This window comes from Serratia sp. NPDC078593 (assembly GCF_050268245.1).
GTDB lineage: Bacteria > Pseudomonadota > Gammaproteobacteria > Enterobacterales > Enterobacteriaceae > JBNNGK01.
On the sequence record NZ_JBNNGK010000002.1, the window covers coordinates 25,191 to 51,521 of the forward strand.

Consider the following 26,331-nt stretch of genomic DNA (forward strand, 5'->3'; position numbering starts at 1 on the left):
TGTGAGGTATATCTCATGCCTGTACTGATGGGTTCTTGGTGAAACCTATCAAGGCAGGGATAAAAAAGAACCATTAATAAAGCTAACTCGTTGAATAGTCGAAGCTGGTTAATTTTTGAATCTCAAGAATTTCTAATGAGCCTGCAGCGTAGTGAGATTTTTTGAATAAAAAATCAACCTACGAATCAACCGAGCAACGAGTGCAAGAAATTAGGATTAATCACCTTTTTAATTTAATAAGGAAAGCAAATTTATCAAAGGTGATCATACAAGCTTCACTGGCATTACTCGCTGATATCCTCACAATCTTGTCATTAATCTTAACGCTTCTTAGTCCGTTTGTCGGCAGTATTTTTACTTACTAAAGTTTTTTTACAGTTTTCAAACCGATCTAATGACAAAAATAACCTTAGTTTCTTTCAGTATACCTTCATCAATAACAATCTTTCTTAAACGACCCGCTGATTATGGCACCGGGGGAGACCAATACGGATTGTTACGTTAGGTTGCAATAAAGGCACACGGTAGGGTTGAGTTGGGTTAAATGCTGTGATGTTATATTGTAACAATAAACAACCCAATCAGATTGTATGAAACATCGCATCCCTCAGCGTCACTCGGGCTCTTTGCCGGAGTTCAGCTTTTTTACCTCCTCCGTGTGGCGACGGTGTGCTGTCGCGTTAGCCATAGTGATTTTTCTGTGGCTGGCAATCAGTTGGTCGGTGGTATTGCCATGATCAATTTACAGCAGGTGCGAGTAGGTTACGGCAAGACGCCTTTGTTCCCGCCGCTCAGTGGTCGTTTTACCACAGGATCGTTAACTGCGGTGATCGGGGGGAACGGCGCAGGAAAGTCTACGTTGCTGAAAACATTAGCCGGGTTGTTGCCTGCACAAGGTGGAACACTGAGTATCAGTGCTAACGATATACAGGCTATAGGTTATTTGCCGCAACAGGCCGAGCTTGATCGTCAGTTTCCCATCGTTGTCAGCGATGTAGTGGCAATGGGCTGCCGGCGGCAATGTGGCATGTTTGGCGGTTTAACACGGCTCGCACGGCAGCAGATAGCGGCGGCATTGGCTACGGTCGGTATGGAGACGATGGCGCATGTATCGGTGGGCGAATTATCTGGCGGCCAGTTGCAGCGTGTTTTGTTTGCCCGGCTCTTAGTCCAACAAGCATCATTAATTTTGTTGGATGAACCCTTCACCGGTATTGATCGTGCCACCACTCAACTGTTATTGCAGGTCATCGCCCAATTGCATCGACAGGGCAACACCATAATCGCAGTGCTACACGACATGGCGATGGTGGCAGAACATTTTCCTGAGGCGCTACTTTTAACGCCAGCGCGTTATGTTTGGGGAAGTGCTGATAGTGTGTTAACGCATCTGCCGCCGATACCTATTCCCGTTACGGCAATGAGCCAAGAAGAGGAAAAGCAATGATGCTGCTCCATCTCTTGGTTGATCCGTTCATTTCTTTTGGTTTTATGCGTCGAGCGCTGGTGGCTTGCCTGGCTTTATCGCTCAGTAGTGCTCCCCTTGGCGTATTTCTCCTGTTACGTCGCATGAGTCTGGTTGGGGACGCGTTATCGCATGCGGTATTACCGGGTGCGGCAATGGGGTATCTGATTTCTGGCATGTCGTTGGTGGCGATGGGCACTGGTGGTTTTATTGCAGGCCTGGCGGTGGCAATGCTTTCTGGTTTGGTCAGCCGCCATACGCCATTGAAAGAAGATGCCAGCTTCGCCGGGTTTTATCTTGGCTCATTAGCGCTTGGCGTCACGCTGGTATCGCTACGCGGGTCCAGTGTCGATTTGCTGCACGTACTGTTTGGCTCGATTTTAGCGGTAGACACTCACGCCATCGTGATGGTGGGGATTATCGCCACTCTCTCGTTGTTGGTGTTGGCTCTGTTGTATCGGGCATTGGTGATCGAATCGTTTGATGCCACTTTTCTGCGAGTTAGCGCCCCTCGTTGGTTGGCACCGGTGCACGGTGTGTTTTTGGTGTTGGTGGTGATCAATCTGGTGGCTGGTTTTCAGATCCTCGGCACGTTGATGTCGGTTGGGCTGATGATGTTGCCAGCCGCGAGTGCACATTTTTGGACCCGTAATTTACCGCAAATGTTAGTTGTCGCGATGGGGAGCGGCATGATTGCCAGCATCGTGGGGTTGATGTGGTCCTATTACGCCTCGTTACCTGCAGGCCCGGCGATTGTGCTCAGCGCTAGCATGATTTTTTTCATCTCGATTTTATTTGGGACGTGCGGCGGAATCTATTCCTTCGCACGCCGTTGAAACGTGTTATGTGTAAGGAGAGATAATGAAAGGTTTATCAATGACGTTAGTGGCAACGGCTTGGCTGGTCAGCCCGATGACGATGGCGAAAACCATGGATGCGGTTGCCAGTTTTTCCATTTTGGCCGACATCGTTAAACAGGTGGGGGGCGAGCACGTTAATGTGACCTCGCTGGTTGGCGCAAATGGCGATCCGCACAGTTTCGAACCTTCGCCGCAAGACAGTAAACTGTTATCCCAAGCTGATGTGGTGTTTGTCAGCGGTCTAGGGCTGGAAGGGTGGATCGACCGGTTAGTCAGTGCATCGGGTTATCAGGGCAGAGTGATCACCACCTCTCAAGGGATCGATACGCTTAAAATGGAGGAGGAGGGTAAACAGGTTACCGATCCGCATGCCTGGAACAGCATGAAAAATGGCGCACAATATGCGACCAATGTGATGAACGCACTGATTGCTGCCGATCCACAAGATGCGGCTTATTTCCGTCAGCGTGGCTCTGAATATATCCAACAATTACATAGGCTGGATGGTTGGGCTAAAACGCAGTTTGCAGCAATACCGCTAGCGAAGCGTAAAGTGCTGACCAGCCATGATGCATTCGGCTATTTTGGGCAAGAGTATGGGGTTACTTTTCTCGCCCCCGTCGGTTTTTCCACTGAATCGGAGGCCAGCGCCAGTGGCGTCGCTAATCTGATTAAACAAATCAAAAATGAGCACGTGCATAGCTACTTTATTGAAAACCAAACCGATCCGCGTTTAGTGAAACAGATCGCAACGGCAACCGGCGCGAAAGCCGGTGGGGTACTGTATCCTGAAGCGTTATCAAAATCACAGGGGCCAGCAGCCACCTACGTTGCAGCATTTAAACATAACGTGGATATGCTTGTTGATAGTATGAAGTAATGCTCGGTGAGCCCTACTTTAACGGTGGGGTTTTCCGTTCTGACTCAGTGAAACCAGAACAAAAAAAGCCCTGCGGAACGGCAACAGGGCTTTGGTCATCCACTCACGTTTTCTGTGTTAGCGCTTTTTCTTGCGTCCTTGCACTGCTTTAAAACGCGGGTTGGATTTGCAGATGACATAAATGCGGCCTTTACGGCGCACGACTCGACAATCTGGGTGGCGATTTTTCGCCGAGCGCAATGAGCTCAAAACTTGCATGTTGATTCCCTTATTTACTGCCAATAAAACGGCCAAAACGTTGTTGGAAGCGCGCGGTACTGCCTTCTTTAGAGAACTCTTTCTGTTTACCGGTGTAGTACGGATGCGAAGCAGAAGAGACGTCGATAGTGACGTAGGGCAACGTTTCACCTTCATGATCGATGGTGCGATCGGTTTTGATGGTCGATCCCACCTTAAAGTAGGCGTTTGCGCTTAGGTCGTGAAAGACCACGGTGCGATATTCAGGATGGATACCCGGTTTCATGGTGACTCCAGTGTGATGTTATAATATAACAATTATTATGTACCGACTGACGTAGACGATCAAGAAGAAATTGTTGCCGCAGGTAGACCAATGAGAAGGGGAAAAACAGGCAAGAAAAAGGCCGCATAAGCGGCCTGAAGTTAATGACAAAGTTGCCTTTGAACCCGAGATACTCGGGCCTAGCGCACTGAGGGGCGCTCCGGCGGCAAGCCGCTACGCCCCCTTCGGTACACTTTCCTTAATAACAGACTTTGTCAGCAGTCTTAAAAGGCCGCATCAACGGCCTTATTTAAGCAGAGAAAGTATCAGCGTTGCTCAACCGAATGGCTGTGCTCGATATCTTCTGACTTCTTAGAGAAGCGGCGGCGAACCACCACGAAGAACACCGGAACAAAGAATATAGCCAGTACGGTCGCCGTAATCATCCCGCCCATTACGCCAGTACCTACGGCATTCTGCGCTCCAGAGCCTGCGCCGGTACTGATAACCAGCGGCAGAACCCCCAAGATGAACGCCAATGACGTCATGAGAATTGGACGCAGACGCATACGCACTGCTTCCAACGTTGACTCTATGAGGCCTTTACCTTCTTTCTCCATCAGATCTTTGGCGAATTCCACAATCAATATTGCGTTCTTCGCCGATAGGCCAATGGTTGTCAACAGGCCCACCTGGAAGTAGACGTCGTTATTCATACCGCGCATCGTCGCCGCCAGCAGTGCACCGATCACCCCGAGAGGCAGCACTAACATCACCGAGAATGGAATAGACCAGCTTTCATACAAGGCAGCCAGACACAGGAACACCACCAAGATTGAAATGGCGTACAGCGACGGTGCCTGATTGCCGGACAGACGTTCCTGATAGGACATACCCGTCCAGTCATAGCCTACACCGCTTGGCAATTTAGAGGCTAATTCTTCCATCAGGTTCATCGCTTCACCGGTACTTTTACCCGGTGCTGCCTGGCCTAGAATTTCCATTGATGGCAGGCCATTGTAACGTTCCAGACGTGGTGAACCATATTCCCATTTAGCCGTAGAGAAAGAGGAGAACGGAACCATCTGCCCGCTGTCGCCGCGCACATACCAATTATTGATATCATTTGGCAACATACGGAACGGCGCATCGGCCTGTACATAAACTTTCTTCACTCGGCCACGGTCGATAAAGTCGTTAACGTACGATCCCCCCAGCGCGGTGCTTAGCGTACTGTTAATCGCAGTGATGCTTACGCCCAGCGCTTTGGCTTTTTCCTGATCGACAGTCAGTTTGAACTGAGGTGTATCTTCCAATCCATTTGGACGCATCCCGACCAACATGTCTGAATGTTGTGCAGCCATCCCAAGCAGTTGGTTACGCGCTTCAGTCAGTTTCTCATGCCCCAAACCGCCTTGGTCGATCAACTGGAAGTCAAAACCGGTTGCGGTACCTAACTCGATAATCGCAGGTAAGTTGAACGGAATAACCATACCGTCTTTGATTTGCGAGAAGGTGGCCATGGCGCGGCCAGCGATAGCCTCAACCTTGTTTTCGGCTCCTGGACGCTCATCCCAGTTCTTTAAGCTGACGAATGACAGACCGTTGTTCTGGCCATTACCGTTAAAGCCGAAACCGGCTACGGTAAAGACGGAGACCACGTTGTCTTTTTCTTTTGTCAGGAAGTAGTCGGTAACCTCTTCCAGAACTTTAGACGTACGGGTTTCAGTCGCACCTGCTGGTAATTGCACCATGGTGAGCAAGATACCTTGGTCTTCTTCTGGTAAGAATGACGACGGCAGACGCAAGAACAGTAACGCCATGCCGACTACAATCAACAGATAGATCAACAGGTAACGGCCCGTGCTGCGTAAGATGTTAGCCACACTATCGGTGTAGTGGTGCGTACTCTTCTCAAACATGCGGTTAAACCAGCCAAAGAAGCCAGTTTTTATGCCGTGGTCGCCTTTCGGTATGGGTTTTAGCAAGGTAGCACACAGAGCAGGCGTCAGAATCAACGCAACCAGCACCGAAAGCGCCATCGCAGAAACGATGGTGATCGAGAACTGACGATAAATTGCCCCGGTTGACCCGCCAAAGAACGCCATAGGCACGAATACCGCGGACAGTACCAAGGCGATACCGACCAGCGCGCCCTGGATTTGCTCCATCGATTTCTTGGTGGCTTCTTTCGGTGGTAGCCCTTCTTCCGCCATAACACGTTCGACGTTTTCCACCACCACGATGGCATCATCCACTAACAGGCCTATCGCCAACACCATCCCGAACATCGTTAGGGTGTTTATCGAGAAGCCGAATGCCGCCAGAATGGCAAATGTACCCAGCAAGACAACCGGCACCGCGATGGTTGGAATCAACGTCGCGCGGAAGTTCTGCAGGAACAAATACATGACCAGGAACACCAGCACGATGGCTTCGAACAGGGTTTTTACCACTTCATTAATTGAGATCTTAACGAAGGGGGTGGTGTCGTAAGGGTAAACCACTTTCATCCCTTGCGGGAAGAATGGCGACAGTTTAGCTAATTCAGCTTTTACCGCCGCCGCCGTGTTCAGGGCGTTGGCACCGGTTGCCAGTTTGATCCCTAACCCTGCTGCCGGTTTACCATTGAAGCGGGCCGTTACGGCATAGCTTTCAGCACCCAACTCGACGCGAGCCACATCTTTCAAACGCACCTGCGAACCGTCGCTGTTCACTTTCAGCAAAATTTTGCTGAACTCTTCCGGCGACTTGAGGCGCGTTTGCGCGATAATTGATGCGTTAAGCTGTTGGCCTGGCACCGGTGGCATACCACCTAATTGCCCTGCGGCGATCTGGTTGTTCTGCTCTTTAATGGCACTGGTGACATCGGCTGTGGTCAACTGGAAGTTGTTCAGTTTGTTTGGATCCAACCAGATACGCATGGCGTACTGGGCACCAAACAGTTGCACCTCACCTACCCCAGAAGAACGGCTGACCGGATCTTTGACGTTTGAAGCAACATAATCCGCAATATCATCCTGAGTCATGTTCGGATCGTCAGAAACGAAGCCGGCCACCATCAGGAAGCTGCTGCTGGATTTTTCTACTTTCAAACCTTGTTGCTGCACTTCTTGAGGTAACAGCGGGGTTGCCAATGACAGTTTGTTCTGTACTTGCACCTGCGCGATGTCAGGATCGGTTCCAGACTCAAACGTCAGCGTGATTTGTACGCTACCAGAGGAATCACTGGACGAAGACATGTACATCAGATTATCGATGCCGTTCATATTCTGTTCGATAATCTGGGTTACGGTGTCTTGCACCGTCGTGGCGTCAGCGCCCGGGTAATTAGCGGAGATGGTTACCGCCGGTGGTGCGATAGTGGGATACTGCGCAACTGGCAGTTTCATTATCGCAAGCACCCCCGCCAACATCACGATGATGGCCAATACCCAAGCGAAAATAGGGCGATCTATAAAGAACTTAGCCATGTATTACCGGCTCCTTTTTATGACTTCTGCGCATCAGCTTGCGGCTGTTTCTGCGCTTGAGTGTCAACTTCTTGTGCTTTTACTGGCGTGCCCGGTCTGGCTTTCATCAGGCCAGTGACAATCACACGATCGCCGGCTTTCAACCCATCAGTAACCAGCCACTTATCGCCGATAGCCTGATCGGCTTTCAGGGTGCGCATCTCAACTTTATTGTCAGCACCGACCACCAGTGCAGTCGCGTCACCACGTGGGTTACGCGTTATGCCTTGTTGTGGCACCAGCAGTGCGTTATTGCGAACACCTTCGTCAAGACGGGCACGCACGAACATACCAGGCAACAGCTCATCACTTGGGTTTGGGAATACCGCACGGAGGGTGATGGAGCCGGTAGTTTCATCGACGGTAACGTCAGAGAACTCCAGCGTTCCTTCCTGCGCGTACTCTTGGCCGTTCTGCAGTAACAGCTTGACCTTAGCCTTGCCATTTTCTTGCTTCAGCGTGCCGTTCGCCAGCTCCTGCTTGAGACGGAGGAAATCATTGCTCGACTGGGTTACATCGACATACATCGGATCCAACTGCTGTACCGTGGCCAGCGCATTCGCTTGGCCGGTGGTGACCAGCGCCCCTTCGGTAACGGTAGATTTACCAATACGCCCAGAAATGGGAGAGGTCACTTTGGTGTAAGCCAGATTGATGCGAGCGCTTTCCACTGCGGCTTTGGCTGCAATCACCGCGGCGTTGCTTTGCTGCAGCGTGGAGGCTGCCGTATCGTAATCTTGTTTACTGATGTAATTGGTACCCAGCAAGGGTTTGTATCGGTTGAGCGTTAGACGGGCAATCTCAGCGGCGGCTTGCGCTTTAGCCAAATCGCCTTTGGCGCTGTCGTAAGCGGCTTGATAGGTTGCCGGATCGATTTGGTAAAGTGATTCGCCTGCTTTGATATCACTCCCTTCAACAAAGTTACGTTTCAGGATAATGCCACCGACCTGAGGGCGAACTTCGGCGATGCGATACGCAGCGGTGCGACCAGGGAGTTCGGTAGTAATGTTGAGCGGTTCGGCTTTCAACGTTACCACACCGACTTCTGGGGCAGATTGTTGAGCGCCTTGCTGTTGGGTTTCTTTATCATTACATCCTGTAAGCACTAAGCTGCCGGAAAGCATCAGAACTGCCGCCAGAGGCGTTAACCCTCTGTTTTTGTTCATAGAAAAACCTCAAGTGTCCGATTTCAAATGATCAATGGATCACAAGCTTTAAAACCCATTGCTGCGTTAATTATATGTGCGTGCTATGGTACATACATTCGCGAATGTATGTAAATCACACTCCCCGTAAAAAACAACGCCATGGCACGAAAAACCAAACAGCAGGCGCAGGAAACCCGACGTCATATTCTTGATGCTGCGGTAAGAGAATTCTCTGAACGTGGCGTTTCTGCAACGTCACTGACAGATATTGCCACCGCAGCAGGGGTTACGCGTGGTGCAATTTACTGGCACTTTAAAAATAAGGTAGACCTATTTAACGAAGTTTGGGCGTTATCAGAATCGAAAATAGGCGACCTAGAGATAGAGTATCAGGCAAAGTTTCCCGATAATCCACTGAGGATTTTAAGGGAAATTCTGATTTACATATTAACTGCAACGGTGGATGACATCCGTCGGCGTGCGCTGATGGAGATTATCTTTCATAAATGCGAGTTTGTCGGTGAAATGATGCCGTTGCATGATATTCGTAAAGTTTTGTACCTTGAAAACTACGATCGTATCGAAACCGTGTTGCTTAACAGCATACGTCATGGCCAGCTGCCGGCCGATTTGCACACGCGCCGCGCCGCTATCATTCTGCGTGCTTATGTTACCGGTTTGATGGAGAACTGGCTGTTTATGCCGGAAAGCTTCGACTTGAAACAGGAAGCGGCATCTCTGGTTGATGCATTCATCGAAATGGCGCAACATTGCCCAACGTTGCGTATCAAACCCGAGGAGCGAGCGGCGATGATGCAAGATGCCGGCTGCTGCCCTTAAACTACAAACAGGAGGTGCTATGTCATCTATCGTGTTGATTGCCAGCGGCGCGGCTTACGGTCAGGAGTCATTATTTAACGCATTGCGTTTGGCGATTGCGCTAAAAGAGCAACAAAGGGCGCTGGACTTGAGACTCTTCCTAATGTCTGATGCGGTCACCGCCGCTATTGCAGGGCAGAAGCCGCACGAGGGTTATCATCTGCAGCAAATGCTAGAAATTCTCACCGCGCAGCAAGTGCCGATCAAACTGTGTAAAACCTGTGCTGATGCGCGTGGTGTCAGCCAATTGACGCTGGCCGATGGGGTAGAAATCGGTACCTTGGTTGAATTGGCGCAGTGGACGTTAGCGGCGGAAAAAGTGTTGACGTTTTAAGTCTGTGTTTATGCGCACGCCTTCCATCTTTTACGGGTGTTTAAAGTTCTTTGCCTGCCTGCGAACGTGCTAATCTTGACACGTGTTTGTTGAAACGATGCCAAATTATGAGTCGCAGGTACGCCATTTCCTCTTCTTCGATATTACTCCGTTTCCTGAGCTCGGTTTTTCGCCGTGGCATAGGGGGCTTTTTCCTGCTGACTCTTTGCGCTTTATGGCAACCCATAACGGCGCTAGCTGCGCTCAATGGTGATGTGCCGTCGCGTAGCGATGTCCAGAATCAGCTTGAAAGTTTAACCAAGCAAAAAAATCTGACGCCGGTTGAGAAACTTTCTCAGCAGGATCTTAACCGCACCGTTGAACTGTGGGATGCCATCGAGCGAATCCGACAAGAGGATGCACAGTTAAAACAGCGGGTGCAGCAGGCGCCAGCGAAATTGCGTCAGGTGAGTGCACAACTGGATGCGCTAAAAGAGCACACTGATGATGTGGCTCTGCGTGCTGAACTTCAGCCGCTGGCATTACGCCAGTTGGAAAGCCGTCTTTATAAAGCACTCGATGCGCTACAGACCGCGCAAGAAAATCTTTCTACCTACAACAGCCAATTGGTGGCGCTGCAAACGCAGCCTGAAAGGGCACAAAGCAGCATGTACAGCGCATCACAGCGCCTGCAAGACATCCGCAGCCAGCTTAATGGCCAATCGCTGGGGCAAGAGAGATTGCGCAATACCCAGTTGGCGATGCTGACTACTGAGCAGGCGTTACTGAATGCGCAGATCGAACTGCAGCGCGAAAAACTTGAAGCCAACACTTTGTTGCAAGATCTACTGCAAAAACAGCGTGATTATACCAATAGCGACATTGAGCAATTGAATCATCAGGTGCAAGTTTTGCAAGATGTGGTTAACAGCAAACGGCTAACGCTATCTGAAAAAACCGCCAAAGCGGCGCAAAATCCTGATGATGGCAGTGATATTCAACAAAATGCGCTGGTCAGCAAAGAACTTGACGTCAATCGCAAGCTTAGCCAACGGCTTATTGCGGCAACACGCGATAGCAATACATTGTTTCAAAAGAACATTCAGGTGAAAAGTTGGCTTGATCGTGGTCTGCAGTCAGAACATAACCTGAAAGAACAAATCCAGATGCTCAAAGGCACGTTAGTGCTATCGCGTATTTTGTATCAACAACAGCAAACTCTGCCGCAGGGCTTGCTGGTGACGAATATCCAAACCCAGATTGCCGATGTGCGTTTGGAGCAGTTTGATGTCAATCAGCAACGTGATGCGTTATTTAAGGGAAATGATTACCTCAACACCCTGCTGGTGAATAGTCAGGAAAAGGCCAGTGACGATGTGATCGATGCGCTGCATGAAGTTATCGATATGCGCCGCGAATTACTGGACCAGTTGAATCGGCAACTTAGCAATCAACTGTCATTAGCGATCAATCTGCAAATTAATCAGCAGCAACTGACCAGCGTTTATCAGTCGGTACAGGAGACGCTGACTCAACAAATTTTTTGGGTAAACAGTAATAAACCGATCGATTGGCTCTGGCTGAAAACCTTGCCGGAAGCGATTGACAACCAGTTAGCGTCGTTGGATTTCAAGCTTAATATTGAGCAGGTTTTGCAAGGCGGTCTGAGCGCGCTGGTGTTTTTAATCCCGATGCTGATCGTCATCGGTTTACTGCGCTGGCGTTATACGTTGATCGATAATCACCTACAGAAACTCAGCAATGATGTGGGCCAGCTTAAGCGCGATAGCCAACTGCATACGCCGAAAGCATTATTACTGACCTTGTTGAAGGTGTTGCCGGGGTCAGCATTGATGTTAGGCGTAGGGTTTTGGTGTTACCGCGCCGAGTTGGATATCAGTGAGTTTTTATGGGCGTTATCGCAACAATTAGCCCTGTTTTGGTTGGTGTTAGGTTTTACTTTCCGGTTGATGGCACCGGGGGGGATTGCCGAGCGCCACTTTACCCTCTCGGCAAACCGGTGTGCGCACTATCGTCGGCAAACCGTTCGTCTGGGCGTGGTGCTGTTGCCACTGATCTTTTGGTCGAAATTAGGTGAAAAAGCGCCGTTACGGCTGGTAGAAGACGTGATCGGCCAAGTGGTAGTGCTGTTGACGTTAATATTACTGGCGGTGCTGGTATTTCCACTGTGCCGCGACAGTTGGCGCAACAAGGGATCACATGCAATACGGCTGATGATCGTGACTGCACTTGCCGCTACGCCGCTGATACTGATCGGGTTGATGTTCGCCGGCTATTTCTATACCACGCTACGTTTAGCCGGGCGCTGGATTGATAGCCTGTACCTCTTCATTTTGTGGAATATCGTTTATCTGACGGCCATTCGAGGGCTGAGCGTTGCGGCTCGGCGTTTGGCTTATCGCCGGGCGATCGCGCGACGCCAAAGTCAGATGAAAGAAGGGGCGGAGGGCGGTGAGCCGGTGGAAGAGCCTCCGCTGGCGTTGGATCAAATTAACCAGCAATCACTGCGTATGACCAACATGGTGTTGTTCTTCGTGTTTGCCAGCGCATTCTATGCTATTTGGTCAGATTTGATAACGGTGTTTGGCTATCTGGACAGCATCTCATTGTGGCATTACACCAGTGTGGTCGCGGGCAGTAGCGTGTCTCAGGCGGTCACGCTTGGTAACCTGATGGTGGCCGTGTTGGCCGTGATCGTTGCTTACGTGATGACGAGAAACCTACCGGGGCTATTGGAAGTCTCGGTGTTGTCGCGCTTGCAGCTGCGACAGGGGGCATCCTATGCCATCACGACGATTTTGACCTATTTGATCACCGCCGTGGGGACCGTCACCGCATTGGGATCGCTCGGCGTGTCTTGGGATAAACTGCAATGGTTGGTGGCAGCGCTCTCCGTTGGGTTAGGTTTTGGTCTACAGGAGATTTTCGCCAACTTTGTCTCTGGCCTGATCATTCTGTTTGAACGCCCTGTACGCATTGGCGATACCATTACTATCGGTAATTTTTCCGGTTCAGTGAGTAAGATTCGCATTCGTGCCACGACGATTACGGATTTTGACCGTAAAGAAGTGATTATCCCGAATAAAGCCTTTGTGACCGAGCGGCTGATTAACTGGTCGCTGTCTGACACGGTCACCCGAATATTAATTAAGGTGGGGGTAGCCTACGGCTCCGATCTGGATAAAGTGAAGTCGGTATTGCTGAAAGCGGCGCATGATAACCCGCGGGTGATGGCTGACCCGGAACCGCAGGTATTCTTCCTTAATTTTGGTGCCAGCACGCTTGATCATGAATTACGTCTGTATGTGCGTGAGCTGAGCGATCGCAGTTACACCGTCGATGAACTAAACCGCGCAATTGATCGTTTGTGCCGCGAAAACGACATTAACATCGCCTTTAATCAATTAGAGGTGTATTTGCATAATCAACAGGGGAACGAGGTGCAGGAAGTGAAACGTCCGTTAAATCCTGATTCTGCTCCCCCCGTCGGTTGAATGGCCCGTTACTGATTGCTGGCAAGATATGGGGCGGCTGCGCCGGTACGCTGCAGTTTTTCCTGATAGTCCCGTTTCACAATATCCAGCGCCGCCAGCGCGGTGGCTGGATCGATCTCGTTACATTCCAGCAGGTATATGAGGTCGACTGCCAGTTGTAATTCTGGTGAAGCATTATCTAGGGACATAAATCCAACGTTAGGTTTTGATAAGTGAATGGCTACTGACTGAGTATAGTGAACGCGAGCCCTAGTGGGGCAGATTCCTTCAAATATTGTGATAAATCTTCAAAAACCGTTTTCTTTGCGTTCAATGCTGCGTTCGATACGCACTAATGCCTGGCGGCAACGCATGAGCCGGCCTTCGATGGCTGCCAGTTCTTGCTGTAATTTCTTTTGCCCCGCTAAGGTGGTTTGCTTACCCAACAGACTTTCACGATCTTGAATCATGGCGATTAACCGCCGTTCATAATCCTGATGCTCGGCCAGCTTATGGTACAAATCGACCTGTGTGGCCACCTTGGGTTGATTCTGACGCCGCAGAGTTTGGGTTGCCAACTCACGCTGTAGAGCACCGATTTGGGCGACCAGTTTTTCCGCCAGAAATGCGACGTGTGCGGTGCGATTGTCATGGACTGCGGCCTGTAGCTGTGAAAAATTCTTTTGTACCTGCGCCAGATAATCCCGCAGCCGCGTTCCGTGGTTGGCGAACAGCGCGCTGTCAAAGCGCGCTTGCGAGATCGGCACATCACCACGCGGCGTCACTTCGCTGGCAAGTGCGGCGATTTGTTGTTCGAGAACGGTGATCAGGCGGTGTGTACTCAAGGTGACATTCCTCGGTGATGACGGCTTAGATTTATCGACAGAGCAGTGTACCTGAAACCACGCTGAGATGGGGAAGTTGCACAGGTAGCCGGGCAACGTTGGCCGGTGTTACAGTAGCGGTGTCACTACCACGAAAAGGCGGATAAAGTGCGTTGGTTATTGATTATCGTTGGTTGGCTGGCGGTAGCGCTGGCGACGCTGGGGGTTGTGCTGCCGCTGTTACCGACTACGCCATTTTTATTGCTGGCGGCTTGGTGCTTTGCCCGATCGTCTCCCCGCTTTCATCATTGGTTATTGTATCGCTCATGGTTCGGTTCTTATCTTCGCCATTGGCAGCAGCATCGTGCATTACCGCCTGGGGCAAAATGGAAAGCGATCTTAGTGATCGTTTTGACCTTCTCTGTCTCTCTGTGGCTGGTGAATATCGCGTGGGTGCGTGTTTTGCTGCTCGTGATACTGACGATATTACTGATTTTTATGCTTCGCTTACCGGTTATTGACCTGTCGCAACAAAAAACGCGTTGAGGGTGTTTTACTCTACCGTAGGTTTTTTTGCGGCTTCATCGTGCCATAGACGACATCGCCGCGGCAGGAAAGATGAAGGGTAGAGTTGCAATTATCCGTCAGTTTGCATAGATTTGAGCGTTTTCGTGCGCGGACACCCTTCCTGAACGAGCTTATTGATGGCGTCGCCTTATCGGGCAAGCCGGGATTTCAGGTGGTTCGCGTTCCAGTTTCAAGCAGTTTTATCAGGCAATAATTATGACCGCTACTGCGCAGCAGCTTCAGTTTATTAAAGACAGTATCAAAACCATCCCGGATTATCCTAAGCCGGGCATACTGTTCCGTGATGTAACCAGCCTGTTGGAAAATCCACTGGCTTATGCTTCCAGCATCGAATTGCTAGTGGCGCGTTACCGCGATGCAGGTGTCACTAAAGTGGTGGGTACCGAAGCGCGTGGTTTCCTGTTTGGCGCGCCAGTGGCGTTGGCATTAGGCGTTGGTTTTGTACCAGTACGCAAGCCGGGCAAACTGCCGCGAGCGACGCTAAGTGAAAGCTACGAGCTGGAATATGGCACCGACACGCTTGAAATTCACCGCGATGCCATTTCTGAGGGTGACATCGTGCTGGTGGTAGACGATCTGTTAGCGACCGGCGGGACGATTGAAGCCACGGCCAAATTGATTCGCCGTCTAGGTGGTCAGGTGAAAGATGCCGCGTTCATCATTAACCTGCCGGATCTCGGCGGGGAGGCGCGTCTGAACCAGCTTAATATTGAATGCTACAGCTTGGTCGATTTCGCGGGTCATTGATCTAAAATTTATTCCTCGAGCGGTTTTGTGGTGCAGCCTAGGCTGGCGCGAAGCCCCATCATCCCAGGTGCTCACTCAGCCAGTGCCTGGGGCATCCATCACGCGGTGACTCGAAAGATAAAGGGGATATCGCGGATCGCCACCGTGCTGTGTTAGCATGACCGCCTAGATTATTCGACTTCTCCGGTATTAATGAGCTATCAGGTTCTTGCCCGTAAGTGGCGCCCTCAAATGTTTGCAGATGTTGTCGGACAAGAACATGTCCTGACCGCACTGGCTAACGGCCTCTCATTGGGGCGGATTCATCACGCCTATCTGTTCTCTGGTACACGCGGCGTGGGGAAGACAACTATCGCCCGTTTGTTAGCCAAAGGTCTGAATTGCGAGGCGGGCATCACCGCCACGCCTTGTGGCCAATGCGATAACTGCCGTGAGATTGAACAAGGCCGCTTTGTCGATTTGATCGAGATCGATGCCGCTTCCCGAACCAAAGTAGAAGATACCCGCGAACTGCTCGACAACGTGCAGTACGCGCCAGCGCGTGGTCGTTTCAAGGTCTATTTGATCGATGAAGTGCACATGTTGTCGCGCCATAGTTTCAACGCCCTGTTGAAAACGTTGGAAGAGCCGCCTGCGCACGTAAAATTCTTGTTAGCGACCACCGATCCGCAAAAACTGCCCGTCACCATTCTGTCTCGCTGTCTGCAATTTCATCTGAAAGCGTTAGACGTAGAGCAAATTCGCCTTCAACTGGAAACGGTGTTGCAGGCTGAGCAGATTACCAGTGACGCCCGTGCGTTGCAGCTATTGGCGCGCGCCGCCGACGGCAGCATGCGTGATGCGCTGAGCTTAGCCGATCAAGCGATAGCGATGGGGCAGGGGCAGGTCACGACGCCCACCGTCAGCCAGATGCTGGGTACCTTGGACGATGAACAACCGCTGGCGATCCTTGAAGCGTTAGTGAGCGCGGAAGGCGAAAAAGTGATGGCGCAGGTCGCACAGGCGGCATCGCGCGGCGTCGATTGGGAAAACCTGCTGGTGGAGACGCTCGGGTTACTGCATCGCATTGCGATGGTGCAGTTATTGCCATCCGCGTTGGATAATCACTATGCCGCGATTGAACAGCGGTTGCGTGAGCTGGCACGAACGCTACCGCCTACTGATGTACAACTGTATTACCAAACGTTGCTGGTGGGGCGTAAAGAGCTGGCCTATGCGCCGGATCGCCGTATGGGCGTCGAGATGACGCTGCTGCGTGCGCTGGCGTTTCACCCTAAGGCGATCATTCCTGAACCGGCAGCCTTGGCACCGTCGGTGCAGAATATGCCAGCGACTAGCCAGGCGCAAGGGCAGCCAACGCCGTCACCTTCGTCTCAGAATGTGCCCCCGCCGCTAGGGCAGGACGCACCCTCGCCGCAACACCCCGTCAATTTACCTGATGCCACCGCGCAGTTATTGAAAGCGCGTACCCAATTACAACGGCAGCAGGGGGGAACGACACCAAAAAAGAGTGAGCCGGCGGCGCCAGGAAGAGCGCGGCCGGCAAACTCAGCGCTGGAGCGATTAGCTTCCGTGACTGAGCGCAGCCAGCAGCGTCAGGCGGAAAAGATCGTGAAAGAAAAAACCGCCAAACCGGAAGCGTATCGTTGGCGCGCGCAAACCGCGCCAGAAGCGGCGCCTGAGCCACTGGCGACGCCTAAAGCGTTACGTACCGCGTTGGAGCACGAAAAAACGCCCGAACTGTCGGCTAAACTGATTACAGAGTCGATCGTGCGCGATCCGTGGGCGGCGGAAATCGATAAACTGAATATTCCTAAACTGGTGCAGCAACTGGCATTGAATGCCTTTAAACAGCCGTTGGCACCGGGCAAAATTTGTCTCCACCTACGGCCCAGTCAGCGTCATTTGAATTCGCCTTCGGCGCAGAAGACGTTGTGTGATGCGCTCAGCGAGTTGCATGGCAGCCCGATTGAGCTAACTGTAGTGGAAGATGAAAACCCAGCGGAGCGGACTCCGCTGGAGTGGCGGCAAGCCATTTATGAAGAAAAGCTGGCGCAGGCGCGTCAGTCCATCGTTGCGGATACGCATATTCAAACGCTGTGTCGGTTTTTTGACGCAGAGTTGGATGAGGACAGTATTCGCCCTGTTTAACCGCTGCGCACCGTGCGCGGCCATTGCTACGAGAGACGACTATGTTTGGTAAAGGCGGTCTGGGCAACCTGATGAAGCAAGCCCAGCAAATGCAAGAAAAAATGCAGCAAATGCAGGAAGAAGTTGCCAAATTGGAAGTGACTGGCGAGTCTGGCGCTGGCCTGGTGAAAGTGACCATCAACGGTGCGCATAACTGCCGCCGTGTGGAAATCGATCCAAGCCTGATGGAAGATGATAAAGACATGCTGGAAGATCTGATCGCTGCGGCGTTCAATGATGCCGCGCGTCGTATCGAAGAAACGCAGAAAGAAAAAATGGCCTCAGTGTCCAATGGCATGCAACTGCCACCTGGCTTTAAGATGCCATTCTGATGCAAACCAGCCCGTTGCTTGAAACATTGATGGAAGCACTGCGCTGTTTGCCGGGCGTCGGCCCGAAATCAGCGCAGCGCATGGCGTTTCAACTGCTGCAGCGCGATCGCAGTGGCGGGATGCGCCTGGCGCAAGCGTTAACGCGCGCGATGTCGGAAATTGGCCACTGTGCCGATTGCCGCACCTTTACCGAACAGGATATTTGCACCATCTGCGCGAATCCGCGTCGACAACAAAATGGCCAGATTTGTGTGGTGGAAAGCCCGGCAGATATTCACGCGGTCGAACAAACAGGCCAGTTCGCAGGGCGCTACTTTGTGCTGATGGGGCATCTGTCGCCGCTCGATGGTATTGGCCCTGGTGATATTGGCCTCGATCGGCTGGAGCAACGGCTGGAGAAGGAAAGCATCACTGAAGTGATTCTTGCCACCAATCCCACAGTGGAAGGTGAGGCAACGGCGAACTACATCGCTGAAATGTGCGGCCAGTACGGGGTGCTTGCCAGCCGTATCGCGCATGGTGTGCCGGTTGGCGGGGAACTGGAAATGGTCGATGGCACCACGCTGTCACACTCCTTGGCCGGTCGTCATGCCATCAAATTCTGATGCTTTTCACTAACGGGGCGAGAGTTCGCCCCGTTAATTTTCTGCTAAAATTCCTCGCCATTCGCTTGAAAAACCAGACACACATCCCCACTTGATCCTCATTGCCCGAGTTTGGTGTATATCCTAGATAATTATCTTTGAGGTAAGCAATGAGTATGAAAGGCCAAGAAACCCGTGGATTCCAGTCTGAAGTAAAACAACTGCTTCATTTGATGATTCATTCGCTGTACTCCAATAAAGAAATTTTCCTGCGTGAATTGATCTCTAACGCCTCCGATGCGGCAGATAAACTGCGTTTCCGCGCGTTGTCTGCCCCTGAGCTGTATGAAGGCGACGGCGATCTGCGCGTACGTCTGTCTTTCGATAAAGAAAAACGCACGCTGACGATTGCCGACAACGGCATTGGTATGAGCCGCGATGAAGTGATCGAAAACCTCGGTACCATCGCGAAATCCGGTACCAAAGCGTTCCTTGAATCAATCGGTTCCGATCAGGCGAAAGACAGCCAACTGATCGGCCAGTTTGGTGTCGGCTTCTATTCCGCTTTCATCGTGGCGGATAAAGTCACCGTACGTACCCGTGCTGCCGGGGCTGCTGCCGATGAAGGCGTATTTTGGGAGTCGGTCGGCGAAGGCGACTACACGATTGCCGACATCACCAAAGAAGACCGTGGTAGTGAGATCACCTTACATTTGCGCGAAGGCGAAGATGAGTACCTCGATGCGTGGCGTTTGCGTTCGGTCATTAGCAAATACTCCGATCACATCGCGCTGCCGGTAGAGATCGAAAGCAAAAACGAAGAAGATGAAGACGGCGCAACCACTTGGGAGAAAATCAACAAAGCCCAGGCCTTGTGGACCCGTAGCAAATCCGAGGTGAGCGATGACGAATATAAAGAATTCTACAAACATATCGCGCACGACTTTACCGATCCGCTGAGCTGGAGCCACAACCGTGTGGAAGGTAAGCAAGAATACACCAGCTTGCTGTACATTCCGGCACAGGCGCCGTGGGATATGTGGAATCGCGATCACAAACATGGCTTGAAGCTGTATGTGCAACGTGTGTTTATCATGGACGATGCCGAACAGTTTATGCCGAATTACCTGCGTTTTGTTCGTGGTCTGATTGATTCCAACGATCTGCCGCTCAACGTTTCGCGTGAAATTCTGCAAGATAGCCGCGTCACTCAAAATCTGCGTAGTGCGTTGACCAAGCGTGTGCTGCAAATGCTGGAAAAACTGGCGAAAGATGATGCGGAAGCCTATCAGAAATTCTGGCAGCAGTTTGGCTTGGTGCTGAAAGAGGGCCCGGCAGAAGACGCGACCAACAAAGACAGCATTGCCAAACTGTTGCGCTTTGCTTCTACCCACGGCGACAGCTCGGCACAAACGGTATCGTTGGAAGAGTATGTCAGCCGCATGAGCGAAGGGCAGGAGAAGATTTATTACATCACCGCCGACAGCTTTGCCGCAGCGAACAGCAGCCCGCACTTGGAGCTGTTCCGCAAGAAAGGGATTGAAGTCCTGCTGCTGTCTGACCGTATCGATGAGTGGATGATGAGCTACCTGACCGAATTTGACGGTAAGCCATTCCAATCGGTTAGCAAAGCGGATGAAGCGCTGGACAAACTGGCGGATGAAACCGAAGAGCAGAAAGAAGCAGAGAAGCAGCTGGAGCCGTTCATCGATCGGGTTAAAACCTTGCTGGGCGATCGCGTGAAGGATGTGCGTCTGACGCATCGTCTGACCGATACTCCGGCGATCGTGACTACCGATGCGGATGAAATGAGCACCCAGATGGCGAAATTGTTCGCGGCTGCTGGCCAGCAAGCACCGGAAGTGAAATACATTTTCGAACTGAACCCGGATCATGCTTTGGTCAAACGCGCATCCGATGTGGGCGATAACGAACAATTCGCCGCGTGGATCGATCTGCTGTTGGATCAAGCGCTGCTGGCAGAACGCGGCACGCTGGAGGATCCAAACCAGTTTATTCGTCGTATGAATAGCTTACTTAGCGCCTAATTCTGATTTATCACGCCCAAAGCCGTCTGGTTTTGGGCGTTCTTGCTCTCAACTCCTCCATAATTCGGCTTTTTCGCCGATTTTTACCGAGCCCATACGCAATCGATTTCCTTTCGCGTGCCTTGAGGCACCCCCTGCTAAAATGGTATGGTTGAGCGTTTTCGCAATTTTTATAAAAATATAAGAGGATTTACGCAATGCGTATCATTCTGCTGGGCGCTCCGGGCGCTGGTAAAGGTACTCAGGCTCAATTCATCATGGAGAAATACGGTATTCCGCAGATCTCTACCGGTGATATGTTGCGCGCAGCCGTGAAGGCCGGCACAGAACTGGGCAAACAGGCGAAAGAAATCATGGATGCCGGCAAGCTGGTTACCGATGAATTGGTTATTGCACTGGTGAAAGAACGCATTACCCAGGAAGATTGCCGCAACGGTTTCTTGCTGGACGGCTTCCCACGCACTATCCCGCAGGCTGATGCCATGAAAGAAGCGGGCATCAAAGTGGATTACGTGCTGGAATTCGACGTGCCAGACGAACTGATCGTGGATCGTATCGTTGGCCGCCGTGTGCATGCGCCATCGGGCCGCGTGTATCACGTTAAATACAATCCGCCAAAAGCGGAAGGCAAAGACGACGTGACCGGCGAAGAGCTGACTACGCGTAAAGACGATCAGGAAGAAACCGTGCGTAAGCGCCTGGTGGAATATCATCAGCTGACGGCACCGCTGGTGTCTTACTACCGTCAAGAAGCCGAAACGGGCAACACGCAATACCACAAAATTGATGGTACCCGTAAAGTGGATGAAATCAGCGCTGAGCTGGCGAAGATCCTCGGCTGATCGTTGTTGTTCTCCAATAACGTCGGGCATTTGCCCGGCGTTTTTCGTTTATAGCCTCCAATATGTTGCAACATGGCGCGAATACAGCGATTGTTTCGAGCCTTAAAGCGTCGTGGGAAGAGCCCATGTTGGCAAACCATTTAGACGACTCGCCCTAACATCTGCACCCATCCCCCTTTCTCCTTGAAGTGTGATAGCCTTAGCTTGTTCCATCGCCGCTGTTTAATTTGGTGAACGGAATAGCGTATAACAGGCCTCCCGTTTAACCATCAGGAAGCCGCGTATGCTCAGACAGACCACCTTTCTGGAAGAATCGACCGCCCGCCAAATTGTCCAGCGCGCCATGGGCATCATTACACATTCTGTCAATGTCATGGATCACAACGGCGTCATTATTGCTTCTGGGGATCCGAAGCGCCTGTTTCAACGGCATGAAGGTGCGGTGCTTGCGCTGACTGAAAACCGAGTGGTAGAGATTGATATGGCGACCGCCGCGCATTTAAAGGGGGTTCAGCCGGGCATCAATCTGCCGTTCTGCTTTCGTAATCAACGTGTCGGGGTGATTGGCATTTCCGGCGATCCTGCCGACGTGCGCAATTACGCCGAACTGGTGAAAATGGCGGCCGAACTGATGGTGGAACAGGCGGCCTTGCTCGGCCAGCACCAATGGGAAAAACGTTATCGTGAAGAACTGGCCAATCAACTGCTACAAGGTACGGGTGAGTCAGGCACTGTAGAATCGATGGCGGCTTACCTCGGGCTTAATCTACAGCAGCCACGCATCGTTTGGATTATCGAGCTCCACGATCGGCAGCCGCATTTGTTACGTGAACTTCTGAGCGAATTGGAGGCGACCCAGCGTGAGGCGCTGATCGCCATGACCGGTTTTAATGAACTGGTATTGCTGCGCCCAGCCTGTTTATCGCAGGGGAATTGGCATCTGAAGCAGGAGCGCAACCAGGCGCAGCAGTTCCAGACGCAGTTTCAGCAACGTTTCAATATCCGTTTGATTGTCGGCGGGTTTTTCAGCGGCGACGACGGTGTTTTTCGTTCAAACCTAACGGCGAGAGCGACTCAAGTTATGGCAAGGCGGCTTAAGTTACGTCACAAATCATTGTTTTATCATGACTATCCACTGCCTTCTTTACTGTGTGATATGCGTGATGACTGGCGTGCGCAGGAGTTAACTCGCCCGTGGCAGGTATTGAGCCGTCACGATGAAAAGGGCGTGCTGCGGCAAACGCTACGGCACTATTTTTATCGAAATTGTGATCAGACGCAGACCGCTGCTCAGCTTCATATTCACGTCAATACCTTGCGTTATCGTCTGCAACGGATTGAAGCCATTACTGGATTTAAAATCAATACATTAAGCGGGATGTTACAGCTGTACATCGGCATGTTGATGAATGAATGATTTGTGTTAAACCACAATTTTATTGCCGACAAGCGCGATGGTTTTTGTTGTTTCGCCCCAAGTTAACGCCATCGGATAGGCATATGTTGGCTGGACACCAACAACAAGAGAATAACAACAATGACTACGGTATCCACACTGGGGGCATTGGTGGCGTTGATTGTCGCCATTGTTCTGATATTACGAAAAGTTCCGCCAGCATACGGCATGATTGCCGGGGCGTTAGCCGGGGGATTGTGCGGCGGTGCCGATTTGGTACAAACCGTCACGCTGATGATCACTGGTGCACAGGGCATCACCAATGCAGTGATGCGCATTTTGGCTGCCGGTGTGTTGGCTGGTGTACTGATCGAATCCGGCGCGGCGCATACGATCGCTGAAACGATCGTGCGCAAGGTTGGGGAAGCCCGTGCACTTCTGGCGTTGGCCGTGGCGACACTGATCCTGACGGCCGTCGGCGTGTTTGTCGATGTTGCGGTGATCACGGTGGCACCGATTGCTTTGTCGATCGCCCAGAAAGCCGGGATCTCACGGGTGGCAATCCTGCTGGCGATGGTCGGTGGGGGCAAAGCCGGTAACGTTATGTCGCCGAACCCGAATACTATCGCGGCGGCGGATAACTTTCACGTTCCTCTGACCTCGGTCATGGCGGCGGGCATTGTGCCCGGGCTGTGCGGGCTGGTGGTGGCGTATCTGCTGGCTAAGCGCCTGAGCAATAAAGGCAGTATGGTCAGCGCCGAAGAGTTGATGGTGCAGTCGGATGGGGCTCGCCCCGGTTTTCTGGCGGCAATGAGCGCCCCATTGATTGCTATTTTGTTGCTGTCGTTACGGCCGATCGCCGGTATTGCTATCGATCCGCTGATCGCATTGCCGGTTGGCGGTTTAGCCGGGGCATTGCTGATGGGGCGTATTCGCCAATGTAATCAATTTATGATCTCCGGCCTCAGCCGTATGGCACCGGTAGCGATTATGCTTTTAGGCACCGGCACGCTGGCAGGGATTATCGCCAATTCGCAGTTAAAAGATGCCTTGATTAACGGTTTGACCCACACGGGGCTCCCTGCCTGGCTATTAGCGCCGCTTTCCGGGGCCTTGATGTCAATGGCGACTGCCTCAACCACCGCCGGTACTGCCGTTGCTTCCGGTGTCTTTAGTAGCACATTGCTAGAGCTTGGCGTCAGCGGTCTGGCGGGGGCGGCGATGATACACGCCGGTGCCACGGTGCTCGATCACTTGCCGCACGGCAGCTTCTTTCATGCCACTGGCGGTAGCGTCAATATGGCGGTGCATGAGCGGCTGAAATTATTACCCTATGAAACGCTGGTGGGTTTCACTATTGCGGCAGTCTCCGCGCTGATGTTTGGCGTATTCAATCTGGCAGGCTAAGGGAAGTAGGATGAAAATGCTGAAAAAAGTGGTTATCGCTCCGGATTCATTTAAAGAAAGCCTGAGCGCGCTGGAGGTTGCGGCAGCGATAGAGCGAGGATTTCGTCACGTTTATCCCGATATAGAATACGTCAAACTGCCGATGGCCGATGGCGGTGAGGGCACCGTCGAGTCGATGATCGCTGCCAGCAACGGTGAAAGGGTCGCGGTGACGGTGACCGGGCCGCTTGGTAAACCGGTTGAGGCGTTTTATGGCCTGCTGGGCGAAGGTGAAACGGCAGTGATTGAAATGGCTGCGGCCTCTGGCCTGCATTTGGCTCAGACTGACCAGCGCAACCCCCTGATCGCCACCAGTTACGGTACCGGTGAACTGATTATGGCGGCGCTTAATCGTGGTGTCGCGTCGATAATTTTGGGCATTGGCGGCAGTGCGACCAATGACGGTGGTGCCGGGATGATGCAAGCGCTGGGGGCGAAACTGCTAGATGATCACCGGCAGCCGCTGGCGGCCGGTGGCGCGGCGCTGGCCAAACTGGCCGAAATCGATCTTTCTGCCTTGGACGCCCGTTTGCAACAGGTGAACGTCACCGTGGCGTGTGATGTGGATAATCCATTGTGCGGTAAGCGCGGTGCTAGCGTGGTCTTCGGCCCGCAAAAAGGGGCGACGCCGGCTATGGTCGAACAGTTGGACCGTGCGTTGCAACATTACGGCCGTTTGCTTGAGCAGGTCACGGGGCGTCAGGTGTGCGATGTGCCTGGTGCCGGTGCGGCCGGCGGCATGGGCGCGTCTTTGATCGCTATGCTTAACGCAACGCTGCGGCCGGGCATCGAGATTGTGATCGAAACCTTAAAACTGGAGGAGGCGATCAGAGATGCGGATTTGGTGATCACTGGCGAAGGGCGGCTCGATAGCCAGACAATCTACGGTAAAACGCCGATAGGCGTGGCACGCGTCGCCAAGCGCTATCAACTGCCGGTTGTAGGCATTGCTGGCAGCCTGGCTGCGGATTATCAGGTGGTGCACCAGCATGGCATCGATGCGGCGTTTTCGGTGATTGACCGTATTGTCACCCTCGATGAAGCGCTGGCCGACGCGGCACACAATTTAGAGGTGACGGCGCGTAATGTGGCCGCATTATGGCAGTTAGCACAACGGTAATCCCTGTCGCTGATATCGGTTCCGTGAAACTTCTTTTCCGTTACAATGGCGTGAGTTAATGGTTATACCCAGAGCAATGCGCTGGGCGTCACGGAAACGAGGGGAATAGAGATGAAGCAAGAGAAACACGGGGTGTTACTGGTAAACCTAGGTACGCCAGATGCCCCGACTTCGACGGCGGTCAAACGCTATTTGAAGGAGTTCCTCAGTGATGGCCGCGTGGTGGACACCTCACCGTTGATTTGGTGGCCGATTCTGAATGGCGTGATCTTGCCGATCCGTTCGCCGCGCGTAGCCAAACTGTACCAATCGGTTTGGATGGATGAGGGATCACCGCTGCTGGTTTACAGCCGCCGTCAGCAACGAGCGTTGGCGGCACAGTTGCCGGATACGCCAGTGGAATTGGGCATGAGCTACGGTTCGCCGAGTCTGGCCGAGGCTATCGATAAACTGCTGTCGCAAGGTGTAACGCAGTTGGTGGTGTTGCCGCTCTACCCGCAATATTCGTGCTCGACCAGTGCGGCCGTGTGGGATGGTGTCGCGCGTATTCTAAAAGGTCATCGTCGTTTGCCGTCGGTTCGCTTTATCCGCGATTATGCCGAGCATCCGGCGTATATTGCGGCGCTACGCCACAGCGTTGAACGCGCTTTTGCCGAGCACGGCCAGCCGGACCGTCTCTTGCTGTCATTCCATGGCATCCCGCAGCGTTACGCGCGTTTAGGCGATGATTATCCGCAACGTTGTGAGGATACGTTTCGTGCACTCGCGGCCAGTTTGTCACTGCCGTCAGAGCGCATCATGATGACCTATCAGTCGCGCTTCGGCCGAGAGCCGTGGTTAATGCCTTATACCGATGAAACGCTCAAGGCATTACCCGCACAGGGCGTTAAGCATCTTCAGGTTCTTTGCCCCGGTTTTTCGGCGGATTGTCTGGAAACGCTGGAGGAAATTAAAGAGCAAAACCGTGAGATATTCCTGCATGCTGGCGGTGAGAAATTTGAATATATTTCAGCGCTCAACGACGATCCGGCGCACATCGATATGATGCGGGAACTGGTGACACAGCCCGAATAGAGGGCACATTGCGCCGCAGGGGAATGTCATTTATCGGGCGGGAATGTGTTAACATTCTTCGCCTGTTAACCGCCACGACCGCCAAAA

The 26,331-nt window shown here is 52.1% G+C and carries 23 protein-coding genes and 1 other annotated feature; of the genes, 17 read left to right on the top strand and 6 right to left on the bottom strand.

From position 1 onward, the window contains the following. Positions 1–733 precede the first annotated feature (733 nt). Genes ACQKDS_RS02165 through ACQKDS_RS02175 form a run of 3 tightly spaced genes read left to right on the top strand, consistent with a single transcriptional unit; the run spans position 734 to position 3,205 of the window. Complete coding sequence (locus tag ACQKDS_RS02165; RefSeq protein WP_399666187.1) at positions 734–1,447, top strand: metal ABC transporter ATP-binding protein; 714 nt, start codon at positions 734–736, stop codon at positions 1,445–1,447. Continuing rightward, positions 1,444–2,301, top strand: coding sequence for a metal ABC transporter permease (locus tag ACQKDS_RS02170; protein WP_399665211.1), 858 nt, complete (start codon positions 1,444–1,446; stop codon positions 2,299–2,301). Before ACQKDS_RS02165 ends, ACQKDS_RS02170 begins: the two co-directional genes overlap by 4 nt. A 25-nt stretch (positions 2,302–2,326) precedes the next feature. Then, entirely contained in the window at positions 2,327–3,205 is an 879-nt protein-coding gene (locus ACQKDS_RS02175; RefSeq protein ID WP_399665213.1) for a metal ABC transporter substrate-binding protein, read from the top strand. 117 nt (positions 3,206–3,322) lie between these two features. On the opposite strand, the gene ykgO is transcribed toward ACQKDS_RS02175, so the two are convergent. The 4 genes from ykgO to sdeX form a co-directional block, all read right to left on the bottom strand. After that, positions 3,323–3,463, bottom strand: a complete 141-nt coding sequence (ykgO, locus tag ACQKDS_RS02180; RefSeq protein ID WP_004954542.1) for a type B 50S ribosomal protein L36 — start codon at positions 3,461–3,463, stop codon at positions 3,323–3,325. Positions 3,464–3,473: 10 nt separating this feature from the next. Beyond that, positions 3,474–3,728 (bottom strand): type B 50S ribosomal protein L31, encoded by a 255-nt coding sequence (locus tag ACQKDS_RS02185; RefSeq protein WP_399665218.1) that lies wholly within the window; start codon positions 3,726–3,728, stop codon positions 3,474–3,476. 305 nt (positions 3,729–4,033) lie between these two features. Then, positions 4,034–7,180, bottom strand: coding sequence for a multidrug efflux RND transporter permease subunit SdeY (gene sdeY / locus ACQKDS_RS02190; protein WP_399665220.1), 3,147 nt, complete (start codon positions 7,178–7,180; stop codon positions 4,034–4,036). Positions 7,181–7,197: 17 nt separating this feature from the next. Then, entirely contained in the window at positions 7,198–8,385 is a 1,188-nt protein-coding gene (gene sdeX / locus ACQKDS_RS02195) for a multidrug efflux RND transporter periplasmic adaptor subunit SdeX (protein ID WP_399665223.1), read from the bottom strand. Between the two features lie 141 nt (positions 8,386–8,526). Here sdeX and acrR point away from each other — a divergent pair, with 141 nt between their 5' ends. From acrR to mscK, 3 genes are all read left to right on the top strand, one after another. After that, complete coding sequence (gene acrR / locus ACQKDS_RS02200) at positions 8,527–9,207, top strand: multidrug efflux transporter transcriptional repressor AcrR (RefSeq protein ID WP_399665225.1); 681 nt, start codon at positions 8,527–8,529, stop codon at positions 9,205–9,207. 19 nt (positions 9,208–9,226) lie between these two features. Then, on the top strand, positions 9,227–9,580 hold the full coding sequence (locus ACQKDS_RS02205; protein ID WP_399665228.1) for a DsrE/DsrF/TusD sulfur relay family protein: 354 nt from the start codon (positions 9,227–9,229) through the stop codon (positions 9,578–9,580). A gap of 107 nt (positions 9,581–9,687) precedes the next feature. Further along, the gene (gene mscK, locus ACQKDS_RS02210; protein ID WP_399665231.1) at positions 9,688–13,074 is read left to right on the top strand and encodes a mechanosensitive channel MscK; all 3,387 of its coding nucleotides are present in this window, start codon (positions 9,688–9,690) and stop codon (positions 13,072–13,074) included. Positions 13,075–13,082: 8 nt separating this feature from the next. Here the strand turns inward: mscK and rsmS are convergent, their stop codons facing one another. Both rsmS and priC read right to left on the bottom strand, forming a co-directional pair. Next, the gene (gene rsmS, locus ACQKDS_RS02215) at positions 13,083–13,262 is read right to left on the bottom strand and encodes a pleiotropic regulatory protein RsmS (protein WP_399665234.1); all 180 of its coding nucleotides are present in this window, start codon (positions 13,260–13,262) and stop codon (positions 13,083–13,085) included. A 99-nt stretch (positions 13,263–13,361) separates the two neighbouring features. After that, entirely contained in the window at positions 13,362–13,898 is a 537-nt protein-coding gene (gene priC, locus ACQKDS_RS02220; RefSeq protein WP_399665237.1) for a primosomal replication protein PriC, read from the bottom strand. A 147-nt stretch (positions 13,899–14,045) separates the two neighbouring features. On the opposite strand from priC, the gene ACQKDS_RS02225 reads away from it, so the two are divergent. The 11 genes from ACQKDS_RS02225 to hemH all read left to right on the top strand — a co-directional run bounded on the left by ACQKDS_RS02225 (position 14,046) and on the right by hemH (position 26,244). Further along, positions 14,046–14,423, top strand: coding sequence for a DUF454 family protein (locus ACQKDS_RS02225; RefSeq protein ID WP_399665240.1), 378 nt, complete (start codon positions 14,046–14,048; stop codon positions 14,421–14,423). Between the two features lie 237 nt (positions 14,424–14,660). Next, positions 14,661–15,212, top strand: coding sequence for an adenine phosphoribosyltransferase (gene apt / locus ACQKDS_RS02230; protein ID WP_399665243.1), 552 nt, complete (start codon positions 14,661–14,663; stop codon positions 15,210–15,212). A 192-nt stretch (positions 15,213–15,404) separates the two neighbouring features. After that, complete coding sequence (gene dnaX / locus ACQKDS_RS02235; protein ID WP_399665246.1) at positions 15,405–17,363, top strand: DNA polymerase III subunit gamma/tau; 1,959 nt, start codon at positions 15,405–15,407, stop codon at positions 17,361–17,363. Then, positions 16,696–16,760 (top strand) — a sequence feature (DnaX frameshifting element). (Overlaps the previous gene by 65 nt.) Positions 17,364–17,404: 41 nt before the next feature. Further along, positions 17,405–17,734 carry a YbaB/EbfC family nucleoid-associated protein gene (locus ACQKDS_RS02240; RefSeq protein ID WP_399665249.1) on the top strand — a complete coding sequence of 110 codons (330 nt, stop codon included), beginning with the start codon at positions 17,405–17,407 and terminating at the stop codon, positions 17,732–17,734. Next, the gene (gene recR, locus ACQKDS_RS02245) at positions 17,734–18,339 is read left to right on the top strand and encodes a recombination mediator RecR (RefSeq protein WP_399665252.1); all 606 of its coding nucleotides are present in this window, start codon (positions 17,734–17,736) and stop codon (positions 18,337–18,339) included. Before ACQKDS_RS02240 ends, recR begins: the two co-directional genes overlap by 1 nt. 155 nt (positions 18,340–18,494) lie before the next feature. After that, positions 18,495–20,366, top strand: coding sequence for a molecular chaperone HtpG (gene htpG / locus ACQKDS_RS02250; RefSeq protein ID WP_399666190.1), 1,872 nt, complete (start codon positions 18,495–18,497; stop codon positions 20,364–20,366). A gap of 197 nt (positions 20,367–20,563) precedes the next feature. Continuing rightward, positions 20,564–21,208, top strand: a complete 645-nt coding sequence (adk, locus tag ACQKDS_RS02255) for an adenylate kinase (RefSeq protein ID WP_399665256.1) — start codon at positions 20,564–20,566, stop codon at positions 21,206–21,208. Positions 21,209–21,491: 283 nt separating this feature from the next. After that, the gene (locus ACQKDS_RS02260; RefSeq protein ID WP_399665259.1) at positions 21,492–22,625 is read left to right on the top strand and encodes a sugar diacid recognition domain-containing protein; all 1,134 of its coding nucleotides are present in this window, start codon (positions 21,492–21,494) and stop codon (positions 22,623–22,625) included. 120 nt (positions 22,626–22,745) lie between these two features. Further along, complete coding sequence (locus ACQKDS_RS02265; protein WP_399665262.1) at positions 22,746–24,011, top strand: GntP family permease; 1,266 nt, start codon at positions 22,746–22,748, stop codon at positions 24,009–24,011. A 10-nt stretch (positions 24,012–24,021) separates the two neighbouring features. Next, positions 24,022–25,170, top strand: coding sequence for a glycerate kinase (locus ACQKDS_RS02270; RefSeq protein WP_399665265.1), 1,149 nt, complete (start codon positions 24,022–24,024; stop codon positions 25,168–25,170). A 111-nt stretch (positions 25,171–25,281) separates the two neighbouring features. Next, positions 25,282–26,244 (top strand): ferrochelatase, encoded by a 963-nt coding sequence (hemH, locus tag ACQKDS_RS02275; protein WP_399665268.1) that lies wholly within the window; start codon positions 25,282–25,284, stop codon positions 26,242–26,244. The last annotated feature ends 87 nt before the right edge of the window (positions 26,245–26,331 follow it).